Here is a 17,603-nt window from a genome sequence, read left to right on the forward strand (position 1 = left end):
TCCTGTTTATTTCGCGAGAAACAAGAGGCTTTAGTCGCGCCGAGTTACCATCCAGAGTGCACAAGCCCAAGGCTTTAAGGTAACCACTGAATTTGCCGAGATTGGCTCACTTGCCTGCCAGTGCAATTCATCAGCTGTGTTGAACCGCAGGAGATACTCTGATGCAAATTCACCATTTGGCAAGGTCACATCAACCTCTTCGGCAGATGAATTAAGGAACCAATAGAAGCCGTTGTCCACGATGTCATGGCGGTTATGAGATTTAACTGCGCCAGCCAAATACATACCGAGCTGTCTAGTGTTAACGCAGGCCCATTCTTCGTGAGTAAAGAGTTGACCATCCGCACGGAACCACGCAAGATCAGGCACATTCATGAAATTTACATTTTCACCATTGAGGTAACCATTGCGCTGAAAAACCGTATGCTCTTGCCGAATGTGAATCACATGACGAACAAAATCATAAATGTTTTGCTGCTCTTGCGTGAACTTCCAGTGATTCCAGGCGATGTCATTGTTCTGACAATATGCATTGTTGTTACCTTGTTGGCTTCGGCCAACTTCATCACCACCAAGCAGCATCGGAGTTCCAGCGCTCAAGAAAGTCGTGGCAATAAAGTTGCGCATTTGCCTACGTCGTAATTCCAAGATTGCCGGATCGTCAGTAGCGCCTTCTACTCCGCAGTTCCACGATCGGTTTGTGTCGGCACCATCTCGATTTTCTTCACCATTGGCCAAGTTGTGTTTGTCGTTGTACGCGACAAGGTCGTGCAGTGTGAATCCGTCGTGCGCAGTAACAAAGTTAATGGAGGCGCGCGGTCCATTCATTTGATCCCAATAAAGGTCGGCCGAGCCCGTTAGGCGCCAACCAAGTTCAGCAACTCCGCCACTCATGCCGCGCCAAAAGTCGCGAACGGTATCGCGGAATTGGTCGTTCCATTCACTCCAAGGTTCCGGGAACGAGCCGACCTGATAGCCGTTATGGCCAACATCCCATGGCTCGGCAATTAACTTAATGTTTCGAAGCGTCGAACTCTGAGCGGTGGCTGAAATAAATCCACCCTCAAGGTCAACATCTTTTTGTGAGTTGCGGGTGAGTTCGGTGGTCAAGTCAAAACGAAACCCATCAACGTGCATCTCAGTTACCCAATATCGCAATGAATCCATGATGAGTCGCAGCGTTGATTGATGCGATGCGCGAATGGAATTTCCGCACCCCGTGAAGTCTAGATACCGTCGGCAATCTGCGGTCAAGTGGTAGTAACCCTTATTGTCAAAACCCCGAAGTGACAAAGTCGGACCTAATTCGTTTTGTTCGGGAGTGTGGTTGTAAACCACATCCAAAATAACCTCTAGGCCCGCTCGATGGTAGGCCTTGATCATGTCTTTGAATTCGCGTACCTGTTGACCGATAGTTCCAGAAGCGGAATATTTCGCGTGCGGAGCGAAGAAAGCCAGAGTGTTGTAACCCCAATAGTTTTCTTTACCTTGGGCCAGCAGAAATGGTTCACTAACAAAATGTTGTACTGGTAAGAGTTCTACGGTGGTCACACCCAAATCTTTAAGGTAGGCAATCACGTCTGGATGTGCCATGCCAGCGTAGGTGCCACGTTGCTCCTCTGGAATTGATGGGTGTTTTCCAGTTAATCCTGCTACGTGTGTTTCATAGATAATCGTTTTTTCTGGTGCGATGTTTGGCCGTTTATCGTCTTCCCAGTCGTAGCTGCCATCTACAACTACGCTTCGGGGTACATAAGGTCGACTGTCCTGGTCATTGAAAATTAGATCATCATTGGCAACATGTCCATAAATAGCTTCATGCAAAACTAGCTCGCCCGTCACCGCTTTTGCGTACGGGTCAATCAACAACTTCGCTGGATTAAATCGCATCCCACGTTCGGGAGCCCACTCGCCATGAACTCGGTATCCGTACTGTTGCCCGTGGCCAACTTCTGGTAAGAAGCCGAAGTAGATGCCTTTGGAGAAACTGGGCAAGTCAAAAGACCAGTAGCTACCATCCTCATTGATTAGACAAAGCTCAACTCGAATTGCATCCGGTGCCCAAACGGCGAAGTTGGTTCCACCATCGCGAACTGTTGCGCCGAGTGGATCTGGTAGACCAGCTTGCATGCCAGAACTCACTTCTGGCCTCCTTGGTCTAATTTGGTAGCAACTAGATCTACCCGCATTCCATCAATTGTGTAGGACAGTGGGGCTAAACGCACTTTATTCGGGCCTCCGTGTCGCTTAATTTAACCTGTTGTAGCCGGTAGCTAAATCTCTCTTCGCGCCAAAGTCATCCCATCACTTCGGTCTGATAACTGCTTTAGACTAGGCATGTGGCGTATTTAGATCACGCTGCTACGACTCCCATGTTTTCTGAAGCCGTAGCCGCTATGAGTGAGTTATTAGCCGACCCTGGCAACCCGTCATCTTTGCATGCCGCTGGCCGCAGAGCCAGACGCCATGTTGAAGAGTCTCGGGAACAAGTTGCCAAAGCTGTTGGAGCACGACCAACCGAAGTTATTTTTACCGCAGGTGGAACCGAGGCAAACAATATCGCACTTAAGGGCCTGGCTTGGGCCGCCCGTAAACATAACCCGAAGAAAAATCGCTTAGTTGTGAGCAGCATTGAACATCACGCAGTTCTCGATCCAATCCAATGGTTAGTTGCTGATGAGGGGTTTGAGGTCACCTGGATACCGGCCACTGCTGACGGTGAAATTACCGCTGCTGCCTTAACTCAAGCTTTAGGGGCCGATCCAAGTGATGTTGCGCTAGTAAGTGTGATGTTGGCTAATAATGAAGTTGGCACCATTAACGACTTGACTGCGTTAACAGAAGTAACTCGTGGCTTGGGGATTGGTTTTCATACCGACGCAGTGCAAGCCCCGATGTGGTTAGAGGTTGATTTTGCTCGGCTTGGCGTATGTGCCATGTCTATTTCAGCACATAAATTTGGCGGACCGACAGGAGCTGGCGCTTTAATAATGAGTCGGGACTGCAAGGCCATTCCACTTATTCATGGTGGGGGCCAAGAACGGGATCTTCGTTCCGGAACTTTGGATACGCCAAGCATTGTCGGGCTGGCTAGCGCACTCACTCAGGCAACGAACCAGCGCACAGAGATTGTCGCGCGGGTTAAAGAACTACGTGATTCCTTAGTCAAGCAAGTTTTAGAAATCGCCCCAGATGCAAACTTCAACGGTGCAACCTCGAATCGACTGGCTAACAACGCACACTTCTCATTTCCGGGCGCTTTAGGTGATTCACTACTTATGCTGCTTGACGCTCAGGATGTTGAATGCTCAGTAGGCTCCGCTTGTAGTGCTGGCGTTCCACAGCCATCGCATGTCTTACTTGCAATGGGGGCCGACCCAGATTTGGCCAGATGCACATTGCGCTTCTCGCTAGGCCATACTTCAACTGAGGCCGATGTAGCTGCACTGATAGCAGCGCTTCCTTCGGCCTTGGAACGAGCAAGACGTGCCGGGGTTCCTCGAGCAACCGCTGGAGCGAGCGCATGAAAGTTCTAGCAGCACTTTCGGGCGGGGTTGATTCGGCAGTAGCCGCTGCCCGCGCTGTTGAAGCAGGTCATGACGTAACGGCTGTGCACTTGGCCTTATCTCGAAACCCGCAGTCACATCGATCGGGTGCTCGTGGTTGCTGCACGATTGAAGATTCCAACGATGCATTTCGGGCCGCGGACATGTTGGGTGCACCATTTTATGTCTGGGATATGTCTGCCGAGTTTCAAGAGAAAGTGATTGCCGACTTTATTCATGAATACTCGGAAGGGCGCACGCCAAATCCTTGCCTGCGCTGCAACGAGAGCATCAAATTTGAGGCAGTATTAGATCGGGCAATGAACCTAGGCTTCGATGCTGTGTGCACCGGGCACTACGCACAAATTATCGAAGGACCCAACGGCCACGAACTGCATAGAGCAGTTGACCCGACCAAAGATCAGTCTTATGTTTTAGGCGTCTTGACTGCAGAACAAATTTCCCATTCGATGTTCCCGCTAGGTAACAGCACCAAAGTCGAAGTACGCGCAGAAGCACAAGCACGCGGCATTTTGGTAGCACAAAAGCCGGACAGTCACGACATCTGTTTCATTCCTGATGGTGACACTGCTGGCTGGCTTGCTCGCCAGATAGATACGGTGCCAGGCGATGTGATTGATGCCGAAACTGGCCAAAAAGTAGGGACCCATAAAGGCGCACAAGCTTTCACGGTCGGACAGCGTCGTGGATTAGCCCTGGGCAATCCAACTGGCGATGGCGAACGGCGTTACGTCGTCGATGTTGATGTAAAAAACAACACAGTTCTAATCGGACCACCAATGCTGCTTGACATCAACTTGATTGAAGCAGTGAATCCGCGTTGGGGCGGACCACTACCAGTTAATGGTCAGCGGATTCATGTTCAGGTGCGAGCACATGGTGAAGCCCTGCCAGGAAAAGTAAGTCTGACATCCGATGGAATTCAAGTAGTACTTGATGATTATTTGCGAGGAGTAGCTGCTGGTCAGGCAGCTGTGCTCTACGAAGGCACTCGAGTGATTGGAAGTGCCACCATTTCAAGATCACGGCGCATGGAGAGTGTGTGAGTATCCCAAAGGCAGTTCGCCAACGTCGGGATGAACTGGTTACGGTGATTGAGCAGGCTCGTACTGATTATTATCAGCACGATAAGCCGACGATCTCGGATGCGGAATATGACGCAGCATTTAAAGAACTGTTAGAAGTTGAAACTAAGTACCCAGAAATTGTTACTTCAGATTCGCCGACCCAGTCCGTTGGCGGAGAGGTTTCCGAGGAGTTTGGCGAATTTACCCATCCCTCAAGAATGTGGAGTCTGGATAATGTCTTTGACGATCAGGAACTAAATGCCTGGTTTAATCGTGTGGGCCAACATAGCTACCTCTGCGAACTAAAGATTGATGGCCTAGCCATCAATGCTGTATATCGAAATGGCGAATTAGAAACTGTCGCCACCCGAGGTAGTGGCACTGTTGGTGAAAATGTGATGTCGAATGTGACACACATGAAATGCATTCCACTAAAACTTAACTTTGGGCCAAAGGATAAAGTTCCCGAGCTACTTGAGGTGCGGGGCGAGGTGTACTACTCACTTGCTGATTTTGATGCGCTAAATCTTGAAGTGACAACAGCTGGTGGAACTGCATTTGCTAATCCACGAAATGCAGCGGCAGGAACTTTGCGCCTGCGTATTGATAAGCGCATTGAGGCTTTGGAACTTGCTAAACAAAAAGCTAAAGGCAAAGAGTCAGATTCTCGAGCCATGGCTAGCGTGCAGCGCAAACAACAAGATTTTGATGAGGCAGTTCGATCTCTAAGTCGACTTGGACTAATCGTGCACGGAATTGGTGTGCACGAAGGCATTGAAATCAAGACCCAGTCTCATGCCTACGAGTTATTACAGAAATGGGGCTTGCCGACTTCAGACAAAGTCAAGGTTGTCAATACCCCACAGGAAGTCCTTGATTACATCTCTGACTTTGGTGAACACCGACATGACTTAGCCCACGATATCGACGGGGTAGTAATTAAAGTTGATGATTTGGCCGAACAAGCAGAACTTGGGTTTACTGCTCGCGCTCCACGTTGGGCAGTTGCGTACAAATATCCGCCGACAGTTGTCCGCACGAAGCTGTTAGATGTTGGAGTCCAGGTTGGGCGAACTGGACGCATCACTCCGCGTGCCAAGGTAGAACCGGTCTTGGTTGCTGGTTCCACAGTTTCTTTTGCGACCCTACACAATGCCTTTGAAGTGGAACGCAAAGGTGTGCTAATTGGTGACATGGTGTTCTTGCGCAAAGCTGGAGATGTCATTCCCGAAATCCTTGGTCCAGTAGTTGAGGTGCGAACTGGTACCGAACAGCCTTTTGTCATGCCGACGAAATGTCCCGAATGTGGCAGTGTTCTAGCTCCCGAAAAAGAAAGTGATGCTGACATTCGTTGTCCAAACTCACGAAGTTGTCCAGCCCAGCTACGCGGTCGCCTCGAGCATCTAGGTTCCAGAGCTGTTTTGGATATCGAAGGCCTTGGCGAAAAAGCGGCCCGAGCACTGCTCGAAGATCGCATCATCGAGGATGAAGGGGATTTGTTCCTGCTAACCGAAGAGAAATTGCAAAGCAGTGATTTCTTTGTAAAAGGGACTAACCGTGAACTTGGCGAGAATGCGAAACTACTTCTTGCCCAGATTGAAGCAGCTCGCACTAAGCCGCTTTGGCGAGTAATTGCCGCGATGTCAATGCGTCATGTAGGGCCGCCGACCGCCCAAGCTTTAGCCCGCAAGTTTGGCAGTATTGACGAGCTAGCGAAAGCGGATGCGAATGAACTTGCCGCTGTCGAAGGCATTGGTGCGGTAATAGCAACCTCAATAGCTGAGTGGTTTAGTGAGTCGTGGCATCAGGAAATTATCGAAAAGTGGCGCGCTGGCGGATTGTCTTTGGTTAATACCGAAACTCAGTCCTTACCTCAGACATTGGCAGGACTGACGATTGTGGTTACCGGAACTCTTGAAGGATTCACCCGTGAAGGAGCAAGTGAGGCTATCACGAGCAGGGGTGGCAAGGCCGCAAGCTCCGTCTCGGCAAAGACCGATTTTGTAGTGGTAGGACCTGGGGCTGGTTCAAAGGCAGACAAAGCTGCCGAGCTTGGACGACCAATTTTGGCCGAGGATGGATTTGTTGCCCTCTTAGAGCAGGGTCCGCAAGCAGCCCTGGCGATGCGAACCAATTAATTCTGCAGACTTTTACCGATCGCTACTGCGGTTTAGCCGATGACCAGATGTCAATAGAATTGGCTCATGTCCGAAATTTCCAGTGATGATGTCTCACATTTGGCAAAGCTAGCTCGGATAGAGATACCCGAAGAGCAATTAGCCCATTACGCCCAGCAATTAGATGCCATTTTGGATGCGGTTGCTCAAGTAGCTTCGGCGCCAACGCAAGATGTGCCCGCCATGAGCCATCCGGTGCCAATGACCAATGTTTTTCGAGCGGATGTCCCAGCTCAATCACTAACTGCCGAACAAGCCTTGGCCGGTGCCCCCTGCGTTGAGGACGACCGATTCCGAGTGCCACGCATTCTGGACGAGGAGTAAGCGGTGTCTGAATTAATAAAACTTGCAGCCTCAGAGCTAGCCAACAGATTAGCGGCAAAAGAGGTATCCGCGGTTGAGGTAGTTTCTGCACATTTAGAGCGCATCGCTCAGGTAGATGCTGATGTCCACGCCTTCTTGCATGTGGATTCCGAAGGCGCTTTGCAGCATGCAAAAGAGATTGATCAAAGTCGTACGGCAGGCGAGCGCCTCCCAGTGCTTGCCGGTGTGCCACTTGGCCTGAAGGACATTCTCACAACAAAAAATATGCCAACAACTTGTGGCTCCAGAGTATTAGCTGGTTGGCAGCCACCATACGACGCCACGGTTGTTAAAAAACTGCGCGCAGCGGGCATTGTCGTACTTGGCAAAACCAACATGGACGAATTCGCGATGGGTTCATCAACTGAACACTCAGCGTTCGGACCATCACACAACCCATGGGATTTGACCCGCATCCCAGGAGGCTCGGGTGGCGGTTCCTCTGCTTGCATTTCGGCATTTGAAGCTCCGTTGGCCATTGGCTCCGACACTGGTGGCTCAATTCGGCAACCAGCAGCAGTAACTGGAACAGTTGGGGTAAAGCCAACTTACGGCGGGGTCAGCCGCTATGGTGTGGTTGCCTTGGCATCTTCTCTTGATCAGGTTGGCCCTTGTGGTCGAAATGTGCTCGACACTGCTTTATTGCATAGCGTTATTGCCGGCCATGACCCGATGGACTCAACTTCAATTAACGCTCCGGTGCCAGATGTAGTGGCAGCTGCAAAGCTTGGCGAAATTAAGGGCATGACCATTGGTGTTGTTAAAGAAATAAGTGGCGAGGGCTTTCAGGCAGGCGTTAAACAGCGCTTTGAAGAAGCGGTCGCTGTCCTTGAGAGTCTTGGCGCAAATGTGGTTGAAGTTTCTTGCCCTAACTTCCCATACGCACTTGCTGCCTACTACCTAATTTTGCCAAGTGAATGTTCAAGTAATCTCGCGAAATTTGATGGAATCCGATTCGGTCTTCGGGTAGGTGATGATGGCAACCATTCAGTCGAGCAGGTTATGAGCCTGACTCGTGCTGCTGGATTCGGCAGTGAAGTTATTCGTCGAGTGATTCTGGGCACTTATGCACTGTCGGCGGGATATTACGACGCCTACTATGGTCAAGCACAAAAAGTTCGCACTCTGATCGCTGGTGATTTTGCTAATGCATTCGCGAAAGTTGATGTTCTGATTTCGCCTACTGCGCCAACAACTGCGTTCAAGATTGGCGAAAAGTTGGATGACCCATTGGCTATGTACCTCAATGACGTAGCCACAATTCCATTGAACTTAGCTGGCTTGCCAGGTATGAGTTTGCCAATTGGACTTGCGCCAGAAGATAACCTGCCAGTTGGATTGCAAATTATGGCTCCGGCAATGGCTGATGATCGACTCTACAATGTTGGCGCGGCCCTTGAGCGGGCCTTGTTAGCTAACTGGGGCGCACCAATTCTTAGCCAAGCCCCAGATTTGGTAGGTGCGTGATGGCTGAAAAAGTTATGAATTTTGAGCAGGCAATTGAAAAGTTCGACCCAGTAATTGGGCTCGAGGTGCATGTTGAGCTGGGCACCAAAACCAAAATGTTTTGTGGTTGTAGTACTGAGTTTGGTGCCGCCCCAAATACCCATGTTTGCCCGGTATGTCTCGGTTTGCCAGGTGCGCTACCCGCACTTAATGAGATTGGCGTTGAATCTGCAATCCGCATCGGTCTGGCATTAAATTGCGAAATTGCTAATTGGTGTCGCTTTGCACGGAAAAACTATTTCTATCCAGACATGCCTAAGAATTTCCAGACTTCGCAGTACGACGAACCTATTTGCTTCGAGGGTTACCTTGATGTGGATGTTGAAACAGATGAAGGTCGCAAAACCTTCCGAATCGAAATCGAACGCGCTCACATGGAAGAGGACACCGGAAAGAACTCACATGTTGGTGGTGCCACTGGACGAATTCACGGTGCCGATTATTCATTGGTTGATTACAACCGCGCTGGCATTCCGTTGATTGAAATTGTTACCAAACCAATAACGGGTACTGGGAAGTACGCTCCCGAAGTTGCCAAAGCCTATGTTGCAGCGCTTCGTGACATTTTACGAAACCTTGGAGTGAGCGATGTCAAGATGGAACAAGGCTCATTGCGTTGCGATGTTAACTTGTCGCTTCGGGATACCCCAGAATCTGAGCTCGGTACCCGTTCAGAGACCAAGAATGTTAATTCCCTTCGTTCAGTAGAACGCGCAGTGCGTTATGAAATTTCTCGACAAGCTGCGCGTCTAACTGACGGACAGCGCGTCATACAAGAAACTCGCCATTGGCATGAAGATACTGGTGTAACAACATCAGGACGTTCGAAAGAGCAAGCTGAAGATTATCGGTACTTCCCAGAGCCAGATCTGCTTCCAATTGCTCCTTCGCGGGAGTGGGTAGAAAAACTTCGTAGCGAGTTGCCTGAAAATCCAGCACTTCGACGCGCTCGATTGGCCAGCGAATGGGGAATCAGCGATTTTGATATGCAAACCTTAGTCAACTCTGGTGCCCTTGATTTGGTCCAGGACAGCATCGCTGCCGGTGTGGATTCTGCTGCCGCCCGAAAGTGGTGGACTGGCGAACTTGCTCGCTTAGCTAACGAGCAGGAGATTGAGCTTTCAGGATTGCCGATTACTCATCAACATCTAGTTGATCTAGAAAAGTTAATTGCGGAAGGTGCGCTAAACGACAAACTTGCTCGCCAGGCAATCGAAGGTGTGCTGGCAGGCGAAGGAAGTATTGCCGAAGTAGTTGCTGGTCGTGGTCTTGCTGTGGTTTCTGACGATGGCCCATTGCTTGCCGCTATCGATGAAGCACTCGCCGCTGACCCAACCATTGCGGAAAAGATTCAAGGCGGTAAATTGCAGGCGGCTGGCGCGGTTGTTGGTGCCGTGATGAAAGCAACTCGGGGTCAAGCCGACGCAGCTCGTGTGCGAGAACTGTTGTTTGAGCGACTAGGCGTTAGCGAATAAACGACGGTCGCAGGTCAGAGAAACCGAGAACTCGCTCCAATTGACCCATTGCTCGAACCAGTCCCGCCTCATTACGCGGACGGGCGACGACACCGAGACCTACTGGCAGTCCATCCACAAAACCCATAGGCAAGCAGCCAATTGGCCAACCGGCCAAAGCTGGAGCACAGGTAATTGGACTGGCACCATCATAGTCATCGCCCGCACCTAGTGTGCTTTTCCAAGCTGGCCCATAGGAAGCGCCGATTAATACATCACAATCACTGATTGCAGGAGCAAGCACTTGTTCAACTGCCCAATTCAGAGCGACTTCTTTAGCTGAACGATACTTCTCATCCCTACCGCCAGTAGCCAATGCCAACTCAAATAACGACTGATCAAAATGTGCCAACTCGGTATCGGCGTTATCCAGATTGAATTGCACAACATCAGCAAGTGACTGTACCCCAGCACCGGAACGACCAATTAGGTAGTTGGTTAAGTCTTCCTTTAGTTCGCTGAGCAAAATTGTGAGTTCTGCTTCGCCAACTTGTTCGGTATGTGGCGCTACCTTGACGTGCACCAACTCGATGCCGGCCGCCGAGATTGCGTTAAGGGCCTGCTCTAAAACCGCATTGGTTTCTTCTTCGCCCGTGCGCCATTGGTCTACAACGCCAATACGAAGTGGAGATTCGTCATCACAAAGCTGAACAAGGTTGCGCACGCCAGCCATTACTTCAAGCATGAGTGCGATGTCTGGCACATTCCTACCCATTGGACCCGGCGAATCCATGGAGCCAGCAACTGGGATTACTCCTTCTCGAGATACCAAGCCAACCGTTGGCTTGATGCCAACTACCCCGTTGAGCGAAGATGGACAAACTATCGAGCCATCAGTTTCGGTACCCACGGCAAGTGGTGCAAGCCCCGCCGCAATTGCAGCGCCAGAACCGGATGATGATCCACCCGCATTGTGTTGGTATTTCCATGGATTGGCAGTAACGCCATTGACGGCGGACCAACCACTAGTTGATTTGAACGAGCGGATGTTGGCCCATTCAGAAAGATTTGTAGACCCAAGGATGATGGCGCCGGCATCACGAAGGTTTTTAACTAATGGGGCATCAGCAACAACTGTTCGACCAGCCAGTGCCAGCGAGCCCGCTGTTGCTGGCAAGCCAACCGCTTCAATGTTGTCTTTTACTAAAACCGGCAGACCATGTAGTGGCTTTGTGCTGGGATTTGCATCCGCATACTGCGCCTGCGCAAGAGCATCAGGATTAATTGCGAGCACTGATTTGAGGCCATCAGCAGTGTCGTCTAACTCTTGGATTCGAACAATGAGTGCCTCAGTTAGTTCAACACTGGATAGGGCACCCGCCTGCAAATCAGCAAGGAGTTCGGTAGCGGTAGCAAATCCATAATCTGCAGTATCAACACTTGGGTCACTCATTTGATTAGCGTGGCAGATAAGTGCGTCTGTGTCACTTCAGAAAAGTAACGAATCGCCCATAAAGTCACAGGCGTAACATCAGCACCAACTTCGGAGAGGTAAATTAGTCACATGAGCAATATGAAGCCAAGAAGTTGGGAAGTTACTGATGGCCTAGAGCGCACTGCGGCGCGCGGAATGCTACGCGCCGTCGGCATGGGCGATGAGGATTGGGTGAAGCCACAAATCGGTATTGCCTCATCTTGGAACGAGATTACGCCTTGCAACTTGTCACTTGATCGTCTGGCAAAAGCAGCTCGTGACGGTGTCTTTGAAGCAGGCGGCTTTCCAATGCAGTTCGGGACAATTTCAGTTTCAGATGGCATTTCTATGGGCCATGAAGGCATGCACTTTTCGTTAGTGAGTCGTGAAATCATTGCCGACTCAGTTGAAGCTGTGATGCAGGCAGAGCGCCTTGATGGCATGGTGACTTTCGCCGGTTGCGATAAGTCGCTCCCAGGAATGTTGATGTCAGCGGCGCGACTAGATGTAGCCAGTGTGTTTGTTTACGCAGGTTCGATCTTGCCGGGTAACGTAACTTTGAGTGATGGTAGCAATCGAGATGTAACTATCATTGATGCGTTTGAAGCTGTGGGTGCTTGTGCTCGAGGTTTGATGAGCGAAGATGATGTTGATCGTATTGAGCGGGCGATTTGCCCAGGTGAAGGTGCGTGTGGCGGTATGTACACCGCAAACACCATGGCATCAGCTGCGGAAGCGATGGGAATGTCACTTCCAGGTTCTGCCTCACCTCCGTCAGTTGATCGCCGGCGGGATGGCTTCGCAGTTGCTTCGGGTCACGCTGTTATTGAATTAATTCGCCAGGGAATTACTACCCGAGACATCATTACTCGTGAATCCTTACTGAATGCAATTTCAATCGTGATGGCTTTCGGCGGCTCAACAAATGCCGTGCTGCACCTTTTGGCGATTGCCCACGAAGCAGACGTTGATTTAGACCTCGACGACTTCAAACGAGTAAGTGCCAAGGTGCCATTACTTGCTGATGTGAAACCATTTGGTCGCTATGTGATGAGCGATGTCGACACAGTCGGCGGCGTGCCGGTTGTAATGAAGGCGCTTCTTGACGCCGGACTGATCAATGGCGACTGCATGACGGTTACTGGAAAGACCGTTGCCGAGAATTTAGAAAAACTTGATTCACCAGATCCCGACGGCGCAATCTTGCATGCAATCAAAGAACCGCTCGGTGGCGTCGGTGGCATTCGAATTTTGAAAGGCTCGCTGGCCCCAGACGGCGCTGTCTGTAAAGCAGCTGGTATCCCAGTAGATGTTTTTGAAGGTCCGGCAAAAGTTTTTGAACGCGAGCGGGCGGCCATGGACGCACTTGAAACCGGAGACATCCAAGCCGGAGATGTTGTCATCATTCGTTACGAGGGGCCGCAAGGTGGTCCAGGCATGCGCGAGATGTTGATGATTACTGCAGCAATCAAAGGCGCTGGACTTGGTAAAGATGTCCTATTGATTACTGACGGCCGCTTCAGTGGTGGCACAACCGGACTGTGCGTCGGTCACGTAGCTCCAGAAGCCTTGGCTGGCGGCCCGATTGGCCTGGTGCAAAATGGCGATCGAGTGCGCATTGACATTCCAAATCAGACTTTGGATCTGCTTGTTTCTGAAACCGAACTTGAGAGCCGTCGAGCACAGTGGCAGCCACTTCCACATAAGTTCAACCGTGGTGTGCTAGCAAAGTACTCAAAACTTGTTGGCTCAGCCGCTCAAGGCGCTGTCTGCGATTAATTGAAACTTACGCGATTTCGCAAGATTGTTACGCGAAAATTGTCATCTAGCCATATTTTGCATTTTCACATACACTTTTAAGACGATCAACACCGCAGTGGTGGGGATAGTACGCAGGTAGCAAGCCAAGAGCGAACTACAGGCAGGTTTCTGTTACAAGTCGATTCGGCGCAGAGATTTACTATCCAGCCAGCCAGCATTGCGCGAGACGTCGAAGCGATCCTTCGAAGAAATGGAGAAGACTTATGTCTGAACAAATCACTGGCGCACAGAGCCTAGTTCGCTCACTCGAACATGCCGATGTTGATGTTGTTTTCGGCATTCCAGGCGGGGCAATTTTGCCAGCCTATGACCCTTTAATGGATTCTAAAAAAGTCCGCCACATTTTGGTGCGCCACGAACAAGGCGCTGGCCATGCTGCTGAAGGTTACGCATCAGTAACCGGTCGCGTTGGCGTATGTATGGCAACCAGTGGGCCGGGAGCAACTAATCTAGTTACCCCAATCGCCGATGCCCACATGGACTCAGTTCCACTCGTTGCCATAACTGGACAGGTGCCTGGGCCAGCAATTGGTACCGACGCTTTTCAAGAAGCTGATATTCGGGGCATTACGATGCCAATCACAAAACATAATTATTTAGTGCGTGACGCTGATGAAATTCCACGCGCAATTGCAGAAGCATTCCACATTGCCTCAACTGGGCGCCCCGGACCAGTGCTAGTTGACATCACTAAGGATGCCTTGCAAGCAATGACAACTTTTGACTGGCCAGAAGTATTGGATTTGCCTGGCTACAAACCAACTACCAAGCCACATGGTCGCCAAATCAAAGAGGCTGCCCGCATGATTGTCGAGGCAAAGCGACCCGTGCTTTATGTCGGTGGTGGCGTAATTCGTGCTGGCGCATCGCGCGAATTGCGAGAACTTGCCGAGCTGACTGGAATTCCAGTGGTCACGACCTTGATGGCACGCGGAGCTTTCCCGGACAGTCATGTGCAACACATGGGTATGCCAGGTATGCACGGAACTGTTGGCGCAGTTGGCGCACTGCAGCAAAGTGACTTACTGATTACCCTAGGAGCTCGTTTTGATGACCGAGTTACTGGAAAACTTTCGTCTTTTGCACCAAAAGCCAAGGTAATTCACATTGACATTGACCCTGCTGAAATTGGCAAGAACCGTTATGCCGATATTCCAATCGTTTCGGATGTGCGCGCGGCCATTATCCAACTGGTTCCGGCAATCACTGCGGAATTCGATGCAGGAAATCGTGAAGATTTAACGGGGTGGTGGAAGACGCTAAATCACCTGCGCGAGAATTATCCGCTTGGTTATGACCTGCCAAATGATGGCACTCTCTCTCCACAACTAGTCATTGAGCGCCTAGGCAAAATTGCGGGACCTGAAGCAATCTATGCAGCGGGTGTGGGGCAGCACCAGATGTGGGCAGCGCAGTTTGTTGGCTATGAAAATCCAAACACTTGGATAAATAGTGGTGGCTTAGGCACGATGGGTTACGCCGTACCAGCTGCTATGGGGGCCAAAGTTGGTGCGCCAGATAAAACGGTTTGGGCAATAGATGGTGACGGTTGTTTCCAGATGACCAATCAGGAACTGGCCACCTGCACAATAAACGAGATTCCTATCAAGGTCGCCTTGATAAATAACTCATCACTAGGCATGGTGCGTCAATGGCAAACCTTGTTCTACAACGAGCGTTACAGCAACACTGACCTTCATTCACATTCGTTCCCAGACTTTGTGAAGTTGGCAGATGCTTACGGCTGCCTTGGACTTCGTTGTGACAAGCCTGAAGATGTTGATAAGACCATCGAAAAAGCCATGAGCACCAATGATGTACCTGTCGTGATCGACTTTCAGGTTCATCGCGATGCGATGGTTTGGCCAATGGTGGCTGCTGGCAAGAGCAATGATGAAATTCAATTTGCCCGCGATCTAGCGCCAGCTTGGGAACGAGAGGAGGCATAGTCATGGGTCGTCACACGTTATCCGTCTTAGTCCAAGATCAGCCTGGAGTTTTGGCTCGAATCTCTGCGCTATTTTCTCGACGCGGTTACAACATTGAGTCGCTTGCCGTTGGCCCAACCGAAGTTGCCGGCATATCGCGCATGACCATAGTCACCGATGTCGACGATAACTCACTTGAGCAAATCACCAAGCAGCTCAACAAATTAATTAACGTGCTCAAAATTGTTGAACTAGACGGTTTGGCTGCTGTTGAGCGCGAACTGATGCTGATAAAAGTCAAGGCCGACGATCACAACCGCACTGGCGTACTGCAACTCGTTGAGTTATTTCGCGCCAAGGTCGTAGATGTAAGCCCTGATGCGGTCACCATTGAAGCAACCGGTTCTCGGGAGAAACTGGAAGCGCTTTGCGATGGCTTGCAACCATACGGAATCAAGGAAATCGTGCAGTCTGGCGTAGTAGCCCTAGCGCGCGGCTCTCGTTCGATTGGCGATCGAGCACTTCGCAGTGCAGATCGCCTTGCCTAATTGGCGGAATTCACCAAATCCATAAGTTCTGACAGACTAAAGACACCACACATAAAAGGAGAAATCGTGGCTGAGTTGTTTTATGAAGATGATGCTGACCTATCAATCATTCAAGGTCGCAAAGTAGCCGTTTTGGGCTATGGCAGCCAAGGGCATGCACATGCCTTGAGCATGCGCGACAGTGGAGTTGATGTGCGAGTCGGTTTGGCCGAGGGTTCCAGCAGCCGTGCCAAAGCTGAAGCTGAAGGTTTGCGAGTAGTTGACCCAGCCACCGCAGTCGCAGAAGCTGACCTAATCATGGTGTTGGTGCCAGACCCAGTTCAGCGCGGACTGTACCAGTCGGCAATTGAGCCAAATCTAAAGGCTGGCGATGCCCTCTTCTTCGCACACGGTTTCAACATTCGTTACGGCTACATCACACCACCAGCAAATGTTGATGTTTGTATGGTTGCGCCAAAGGGTCCAGGCCACTTGGTTCGTCGTGAGTATGTTGCAGGTCGTGGCGTTCCTGCCATCGTTGCTGTTGAACAGGATGCAACTGGAAACGCTTGGCCGTTAGCCCTTTCTTACGCCGCAGCAATTGGCTCACTTCGCGCTGGTGGTATCAAGACCACATTCACCGAAGAAACCGAAACCGATCTATTCGGCGAGCAGGCAGTTCTTTGTGGTGGCGCCTCAGCTTTGGTTATGGCGGGCTTTGAAACTTTGGTTGAAGCTGGCTACCAGCCAGAAGTTGCTTACTTCGAGTGCTTGCACGAACTTAAGTTAATTGTTGATCTGATGTATGAAGGTGGCATTGCCAAGCAGCGCTGGAGTGTTTCGGACACTGCAGAATACGGTGACTATGTTTCTGGCCCACGCGTGATTGATGCTCGCGTCAAAGAATCAATGAAGGCAGTACTAACTGACATCCAAAATGGTGCGTTTGCAAAGCGCTTCATTGATGATCAGGATGCCGGAGCACCAGAATTCAAGGCACTTCGCGCCGCTGGTGAGGTTCATCCAATTGAGGCAACTGGTCGCGAACTACGCAAGTTGATGTCATGGGTTAAAACTTCTGACAGTGACTACGTTGAAGGCTCTGCCGCCCGCTAATCATGCCTGCTGCACTGGTAACGGGTACTTTCAATCCGCCACACATGGGCCATGTTCGGCTCATCAAGGCGGCGATCGAAAAACGCGACCAAGTCGTAGTTGTCGTTTTAGCTCAGCCACACGATCGCTTCAGTGCCGAACTGCGAGCAAAGGCCTTAATTCAAGATTGCCTCGCCGAAGGCGTGGACGAAGCCGATATGACCGTTGTTTTCGGATACGAATCAACGCCGTATCAGCCCGAAAACCCAGCTGTATTGAAGTCGAATGCTCGAGTGATTGAAGCTCACTTGCGGCATACTCCACCCGTTGACTTACTTGTGACATCCGAGAAGAACGGCGCCGACTTCGCCGCATTGCTTGGCCTTCATCACCACAGTCATGATCCAAATCGCGAAATCGTCTCAGTGTCGTCAACTCAGATTCGCAAAGACCTAATTAGCAATTGGCATCTTCTAGGTCCAGGTTCGAGGGAACTTTTGGCTATCCGCGCGGTATTCATTGGTGCTGAGTCAACGGGAACCACAACAACCGCGCTGGCAGTGCAAGAAGCCCTCAAAGCTCGTGGTGGAAATTTCAAGCACACGAACTACATTCGCGAATATGG

The 17,603-nt window shown here is 50.6% G+C and carries 13 protein-coding genes; 11 read left to right on the forward strand and 2 right to left on the reverse strand.

Annotation, left to right across the window (positions count from 1 at the left end):
- Nucleotides 1-30: 30 nt before the first annotated feature.
- The gene (gene glgX, locus EBS36_03915; protein NBU32301.1) at nucleotides 31-2,130 is read right to left on the reverse strand and encodes a glycogen debranching enzyme GlgX; all 2,100 of its coding nucleotides are present in this window, start codon (nucleotides 2,128-2,130) and stop codon (nucleotides 31-33) included.
- A gap of 209 nt (nucleotides 2,131-2,339) precedes the next feature.
- Between glgX and EBS36_03920 the strand changes: the two genes are divergently transcribed.
- From EBS36_03920 to gatB, 6 genes are all read left to right on the forward strand, one after another.
- Nucleotides 2,340-3,527, forward strand: coding sequence for a cysteine desulfurase (locus tag EBS36_03920; GenBank protein NBU32302.1), 1,188 nt, complete (start codon nucleotides 2,340-2,342; stop codon nucleotides 3,525-3,527).
- A complete protein-coding gene (gene mnmA, locus EBS36_03925; protein ID NBU32303.1) occupies nucleotides 3,524-4,612 on the forward strand; it encodes a tRNA 2-thiouridine(34) synthase MnmA in 1,089 nt (362 codons plus the stop codon). The genes EBS36_03920 and mnmA overlap by 4 nt, the downstream gene beginning before the upstream one ends.
- Before the next feature lie 2 nt (nucleotides 4,613-4,614).
- Complete coding sequence (gene ligA, locus EBS36_03930) at nucleotides 4,615-6,771, forward strand: NAD-dependent DNA ligase LigA (protein NBU32304.1); 2,157 nt, start codon at nucleotides 4,615-4,617, stop codon at nucleotides 6,769-6,771.
- A gap of 66 nt (nucleotides 6,772-6,837) precedes the next feature.
- Nucleotides 6,838-7,134, forward strand: coding sequence for an Asp-tRNA(Asn)/Glu-tRNA(Gln) amidotransferase subunit GatC (gatC, locus tag EBS36_03935; protein ID NBU32305.1), 297 nt, complete (start codon nucleotides 6,838-6,840; stop codon nucleotides 7,132-7,134).
- Nucleotides 7,135-7,137: 3 nt separating this feature from the next.
- Nucleotides 7,138-8,640, forward strand: coding sequence for an Asp-tRNA(Asn)/Glu-tRNA(Gln) amidotransferase subunit GatA (gatA, locus tag EBS36_03940; GenBank protein NBU32306.1), 1,503 nt, complete (start codon nucleotides 7,138-7,140; stop codon nucleotides 8,638-8,640).
- Nucleotides 8,640-10,154 carry an Asp-tRNA(Asn)/Glu-tRNA(Gln) amidotransferase subunit GatB gene (gatB, locus tag EBS36_03945; GenBank protein ID NBU32307.1) on the forward strand — a complete coding sequence of 505 codons (1,515 nt, stop codon included), beginning with the start codon at nucleotides 8,640-8,642 and terminating at the stop codon, nucleotides 10,152-10,154. The genes gatA and gatB overlap by 1 nt, the downstream gene beginning before the upstream one ends.
- On the opposite strand, the gene EBS36_03950 is transcribed toward gatB, so the two are convergent.
- Nucleotides 10,144-11,586 (reverse strand): amidase, encoded by a 1,443-nt coding sequence (locus tag EBS36_03950; protein NBU32308.1) that lies wholly within the window; start codon nucleotides 11,584-11,586, stop codon nucleotides 10,144-10,146. The two genes, gatB and EBS36_03950, sit on opposite strands and share 11 nt — an antisense overlap.
- Nucleotides 11,587-11,706: 120 nt before the next feature.
- Here EBS36_03950 and ilvD point away from each other — a divergent pair, with 120 nt between their 5' ends.
- From ilvD to EBS36_03975, 5 genes are all read left to right on the forward strand, one after another.
- Complete coding sequence (gene ilvD / locus EBS36_03955) at nucleotides 11,707-13,386, forward strand: dihydroxy-acid dehydratase (GenBank protein NBU32309.1); 1,680 nt, start codon at nucleotides 11,707-11,709, stop codon at nucleotides 13,384-13,386.
- Nucleotides 13,387-13,631: 245 nt separating this feature from the next.
- Nucleotides 13,632-15,377: an acetolactate synthase large subunit gene (locus tag EBS36_03960; GenBank protein ID NBU32310.1), complete on the forward strand. Its 1,746-nt coding sequence runs from the start codon at nucleotides 13,632-13,634 to the stop codon at nucleotides 15,375-15,377.
- A 2-nt stretch (nucleotides 15,378-15,379) separates the two neighbouring features.
- Complete coding sequence (ilvN, locus tag EBS36_03965) at nucleotides 15,380-15,904, forward strand: acetolactate synthase small subunit (GenBank protein NBU32311.1); 525 nt, start codon at nucleotides 15,380-15,382, stop codon at nucleotides 15,902-15,904.
- Nucleotides 15,905-15,970: 66 nt separating this feature from the next.
- Nucleotides 15,971-16,999 (forward strand): ketol-acid reductoisomerase, encoded by a 1,029-nt coding sequence (gene ilvC, locus EBS36_03970; GenBank protein ID NBU32312.1) that lies wholly within the window; start codon nucleotides 15,971-15,973, stop codon nucleotides 16,997-16,999.
- A gap of 2 nt (nucleotides 17,000-17,001) precedes the next feature.
- Nucleotides 17,002-17,603: hypothetical protein (locus EBS36_03975; protein ID NBU32313.1), on the forward strand; the 602-nt coding region annotated here is incomplete at its 3' end.

Source organism: Actinomycetota bacterium (assembly GCA_009923495.1).
Lineage (GTDB): Bacteria > Actinomycetota > Actinomycetes > S36-B12 > UBA5976 > UBA5976.

Bases quoted from the DNA above. Each gene is read 5' to 3' on its own strand.
- glgX (NBU32301.1), bottom strand. From the start codon at position 2,130: ATGCAAGCTGGTCTACCAGATCCACTCGGCGCAACAGTTCGCGATGGT.
- mnmA (NBU32303.1), top strand. From the start codon at position 3,524: ATGAAAGTTCTAGCAGCACTTTCGGGCGGGGTTGATTCGGCAGTAGCC.
- gatC (NBU32305.1), top strand. From the start codon at position 6,838: ATGTCCGAAATTTCCAGTGATGATGTCTCACATTTGGCAAAGCTAGCT.
- gatB (NBU32307.1), top strand. From the start codon at position 8,640: ATGGCTGAAAAAGTTATGAATTTTGAGCAGGCAATTGAAAAGTTCGAC.
- EBS36_03950 (NBU32308.1), bottom strand. From the start codon at position 11,586: ATGAGTGACCCAAGTGTTGATACTGCAGATTATGGATTTGCTACCGCT.
- ilvD (NBU32309.1), top strand. From the start codon at position 11,707: ATGAAGCCAAGAAGTTGGGAAGTTACTGATGGCCTAGAGCGCACTGCG.
- EBS36_03960 (NBU32310.1), top strand. From the start codon at position 13,632: ATGTCTGAACAAATCACTGGCGCACAGAGCCTAGTTCGCTCACTCGAA.
- ilvN (NBU32311.1), top strand. From the start codon at position 15,380: ATGGGTCGTCACACGTTATCCGTCTTAGTCCAAGATCAGCCTGGAGTT.